The organism is Thiocapsa sp. (assembly GCF_011390875.1).
Lineage (GTDB): Bacteria > Pseudomonadota > Gammaproteobacteria > Chromatiales > Chromatiaceae > Thiocapsa.
The window spans coordinates 1-4,602 of the sequence record NZ_JAABRP010000285.1; the positions used below are offsets into that span (position 1 = coordinate 1).

At 65.0% G+C, this 4,602-nt stretch carries 3 protein-coding genes and 1 pseudogene; 3 read left to right on the forward strand and 1 reads right to left on the reverse strand.

Annotated elements, in window-relative coordinates; genetic code table 11:
* A partial coding sequence (locus tag GPT33_RS17110) for a hypothetical protein (RefSeq protein WP_296811385.1) occupies nt 1-274 on the forward strand: 274 nt, incomplete at its 5' end.
* Nucleotides 275-335: 61 nt separating this feature from the next.
* On the opposite strand, the gene GPT33_RS18935 is transcribed toward GPT33_RS17110, so the two are convergent.
* Nucleotides 336-665, reverse strand: coding sequence for an AAA family ATPase (locus tag GPT33_RS18935; RefSeq protein WP_363929472.1), 330 nt, complete (start codon nt 663-665; stop codon nt 336-338).
* A gap of 258 nt (nt 666-923) precedes the next feature.
* Between GPT33_RS18935 and GPT33_RS17115 the strand changes: the two genes are divergently transcribed.
* The gene (locus GPT33_RS17115; protein WP_296811387.1) at nt 924-2,951 is read left to right on the forward strand and encodes an amylo-alpha-1,6-glucosidase; all 2,028 of its coding nucleotides are present in this window, start codon (nt 924-926) and stop codon (nt 2,949-2,951) included.
* A 206-nt stretch (nt 2,952-3,157) separates the two neighbouring features.
* A pseudogene (locus GPT33_RS17120) lies at nt 3,158-4,602 on the forward strand (glucosidase); the annotation flags it as partial.

A 4,602-nucleotide genomic window follows, 5' to 3' on the forward strand; every position in this document is an offset into this window, starting at 1 on the left:
GATCGCGATCGGCGGTCGACTGCTGTTCTATTTGGTCGAAGGGGTGTCGGTTGACGACGTGAATCGCGACATTCAGACGTGGACCCTGTCGGGACGGATCGACCGCGATGGCGCGAGGATGAATCGGTTCAGGTTGGTGATCGGCTTGGATGGACTCTCGACTACGGATGCGGATGGGATAAGAGATGCCTTTGCCGCCGCGTGCGACAAGGGCGACGATCGGATGCATCTGCACATCGTCGATTCCGACGCGATCCGAGCGCTACATCTTTGACCCACGCGCGTTGGCCGTGATTGAAACATCGGGACGTCGAGCGCGAGGCCGCCTTATCGCCTTATGATCGCGACAGCCCAGAGGCGATTGCCGGGCAGCTCGTCGAGCCCGCTGTCGCGCACGTACACCTTCGGCGATTTGACGAGGCGCTTCTTGACGTTCGCTCGTCGATGATCGTGAGACGACCGCGACACCCCTCTAGGTAACCGCGAGGATCCGACAGCTTGTCGAGATCGGACGGATTCTCCAGATCCAGGTAGAGTGCACCGTCGGCCGCGCGGCACGACTCGGCCAAGGTCGTCTTTCCGACCTGACGAGGACCGAGCAAGGCGACAGCCGGAAACCGGTTGAGGCGATGCTCGAGAGGTGTCGCAAGATGGCGGGGAATCATGCTTGCAACTGTGGACTCGCGTGCCGGATTTGCACTCCTTCGACAACCCTAGGCACGATTCAAAAACAACCGGAACACGTAGGATGGGTAGAGCAAAGCGAAACCCATCCAGCCCGCGCCAAGCGCATCAGACCGAAACCCGGCAACGCGGCGGTTTGGAGGATGGGTTTCGCTGACGCTCTACCCATCCTACCGGTTCATCAAGGTGTTCATCTCGTTTCTGAATCGTCACCTATCGACCGGTCCGAGTGTTCGTCCATGACCACACCAGCAGCTGACCTGAACCAGGCCGAACGTCGCGAGTGGTGGATCGCCAACGGCCGCGGAGGCTACGCCGCGGGCACGGTCGCCGGCAGCCTGACCCGCGGCTATCACGGCCTCCTGACCGCAACGATCGATCCGCCGCTCGGCCGCCGCCTGCAGGTCGCCAAGCTCGACGCGACCCTGATCGACGGGGAGCGGCAGTGGCCCCTCTTCACCAACCGCTGGGCCGACGGCTGTGTCGAGCCGGACGGCCATGGCCTGATCGACTCCTTTCGTCTCGACGGGCGCATGCCGGTATGGAATTGGGCCTGCGGCGATCTCTTGGTCGAGCACCGCATTTGGATGCCGCGGGGCGAGGACAGCGTTTGGTCGGTTTTTCGGCTCTTGAGAGGTCGTCCGGGCGCCTCGCCGCGCGTGCGCATCGCCCTGCTGCTCGCCGATCACGACCATCACCACATCGGACACAAAGGCGACTTCGATCCGATCCTGACCATCGACGGCGACACGCGCGTGACGGCCAGATGCGCCGACGGACACGACATTGACCTGATCGCCGTCGGCGGACACATGGGGATCGACCGCGCCTGGATGGAACACTTCGCCTTGCCGATCGAGCACGAACGCGGGCTGCCGGATCAGCAAGACCTCTTGCGAGTCGGTTTCGCCGAGCTGTCCCTGAGCACAACCGCATGGTGCGGTGTGTTGGCGACGGTCGCACTCGACGCCAAGACCGCCCCGGTGCCGAATCCCGAGCAGGCGTTGGAGCGCTTCCGGCAGCACGATCGCGCGCTCCTTCAGACCGCACGGACACATCACAACCAGCTCCCGGACGTCCCGGCGTGGACAGATCAACTCATCCTCGCAGCCGAGAGCTTCCTGATCGAGCGGCCGATCGGCGCCCTGCCCGCTCGGCAACCGCAGACCAAAGGCATGTCCGTCATCGCCGGCTACCCCTGGTTCGGCGACTGGGGTCGCGACACCATGATCGCCCTGCCCGGACTCACACTCGCGACCGGTCGACCCGAGATCGCCAAGCGCATCCTGGAGACCTTCGCCGGATTCGTCGACCTCGGCATGCTGCCGAACCGCTTCCCCGGTGCCGGCGAAACGCCCGTCTACAACACGGTCGATGCCGCACTCTGGTACATCGACGCCTGGCACGCCTACATCGCGGCATCCGATGACCTCAGCGCGCTCGCCCGGGTGTTTCCGATCCTGGCGTCGATCGTCACGCACTACCGCGAGGGCACCCGCTACGGGATCGGCCTGGACCCGGCGGATGGCCTAATCCATGCCGGCGAGCCGGGTGTACAGCTCACCTGGATGGATGCGAAGGTCGGCGATTGGGTGGTGACGCCGAGGATCGGCAAGCCGGTGGAGATCAATGCGCTCTGGTATCACGGGCTGCGAGTGATGGCCGATTTCGCCGAGCGTCTGGGTCGCGATTCGCAGCGCTACCGCAGCGCAGCGGATCGAGCGCGGGCGGGTTTTGCCCGATTCGTGCGCCCGGATGGCTCGGGCCTCTACGATGTCCTCGACGGCCCGGAAGGCTCGGATGGCGAAGGCGCGCGCATTCGCCCGAATCAGATCTTCGCGGTCAGCCTGACACACTCGCCCCTCGACACGCCCGCCCAAGCCTCGGTCGTCGAGGTCTGCGCGCGTCATCTACTCTGTCCCTTCGGCCTGCGCACCTTGGCGCAAGAAGACCCCGACTATCGGGGTCGTTATGAAGGAGATGTCTGGAGTCGCGATGCGGCCTACCATCAGGGCACGGTTTGGGCCTGGCTGCTGGGACACTATGCCCTCGCGGAATACCGGGTGACCGGAAATGCGGCGGCGGCCCAAGCACGGCTCGCCCCGATCGCCGATCATCTTCGCGACGCCGGACTGGGGACCGTGAGCGAGATCTTCGACGGCGACCCGCCGCACCATCCGCGCGGCTGCCCCGCGCAAGCTTGGTCGGTCGCCTGTATCCTGGATGCCTGGACGCAGCTGGAACGCATCCGGGTCGCAATAGGGTAAATCACTAAGTGACGGTTCAGAAAAAAGGTGAAGACCTTGATGAACGCGTAGGATGGGTAGAGCGTCAGCGAAACCCATCCTCCAAACCGCCGCGTTGCCGGGTCTCGGTCTGATGCCCTTGGCGCGAGCTGGATGGGTTTCGCTTCGCTCTACCCATCCTACGTGTTTCGGTTGTTTTTGAATCGTTCTTGCCTCAGGAGACTCACGTGAGCGAAGGCCCGAGCAACGCCGAGCGCGAACGTCTGGAAGAGGCACGCCGCGGAGCCGCCGACTGGCGTCTCTGGGGGCCCTATCTCGCCGAGCGCGCTTGGGGAACGGTGCGCGAGGATTACAGCGCCGACGGCAATGCCTGGGACCACTTCACGCATGAGCAGGCCCGCTCGCGCGTCTATCGCTGGAACGAGGACGGGCTCGGCGGCATCTGCGATCGCGAGCAGCGACTCTGCTTTGCGCTCGCACTCTGGAACGCACGCGACCCCTTCCTGAAGGAGCGCGCCTTCGGGCTCACCGGACCGCAGGGCAATCGCGGCGAGGATGTGAAGGAGTGCTGGTTCTATCGCGACGCCCTGCCCACGGCGAGCTATCTGCGCTATCTCTACAAGTATCCGCAGGCGCCCTTCCCCTACCGCGCGCTGATCGAGGAGAACGCCCGGCGCTCTCGCGAGGATCCGCCCTACCTGCTCACCGACACCGGCTGCTTCGATGCGCAGCGCTATTGGGACGTCGACGTCTTCTACGCGAAGGCCGGGCCGAGCGAGATCCATATCCGGATCTATCTGAAGAACCGCGGCCCGGATGCCGCGGAGATCCATCTCTTGCCGACCCTCTGGTTCCGCAACACCTGGTCATGGGACGAGGGCGCAGAGCCTCCGGTGCTGCGGGCGGCAACCGCCCCGGACGGCGCCGCTTGGGCGGTCGAGGCGGAGCATCCGACGCTCGGCACCTATCACCTCTACGGCACCTATCCCGCGGCGCTACTCTTCACCGAGAACCTCTCCAACGCAGAGCTGCTCTGGGGCAGCCCCAACCCGTCTCCCTACGTCAAGGACGCCTTCCACCGTCGCGTGGTTCAGGGCGACACGGCAGCGGTCAATCCGGCGCTCATCGGGACCAAATGCGCGGCCTGGAGCCATTGGACCGTCGGCCCGCAACAGCACGCCATGGTCGATCTGGTGCTCAGCGCCGAGCCGCTCACCCAACCCTTCGCGCGCAGCGAGCGCACGCTCTCCATCCGCCAGTCCGAGACCACCGTCTTCTACGACGATCTCCTGCCCGAGGCGAGCGCGACGGACCACCGCATCCTCCGCCAAGCCCTCGCCGGCATGGTCTGGACCCAGCAGTTCTATCACTACGACGTCGAACGCTGGCTCAGCGGCGATCAGCTCCCGCCACCCGAATCCCGCCGGCAGGGACGCAACCGCCATTGGCGCCATCTCAAGGCGCACGACATCATCTCCATGCCCGATGCCTGGGAATATCCCTGGTTCGCCGCTTGGGACCTGGCCTATCACTGCCCGGCCCTGGCCCTGCTGGATGTCGACTTCGCGAAGCATCAGATCGAGCTGATGCTCTCGGATCGCTATCTGCACCCGAACGGCCAAATTCCGGCGTACGAGTGGGGTTTCGACGACGCCAACCCGCCGGTCCACGC

What these genes read in the sequence shown, in the direction of transcription:
- GPT33_RS18935 (WP_363929472.1), bottom strand. Translation starts at nt 665, where the DNA reads ATGATTCCCCGCCATCTTGCGACACCTCTCGAGCATCGCCTCAACCGG.
- GPT33_RS17115 (WP_296811387.1), top strand. Translation starts at nt 924, where the DNA reads ATGACCACACCAGCAGCTGACCTGAACCAGGCCGAACGTCGCGAGTGG.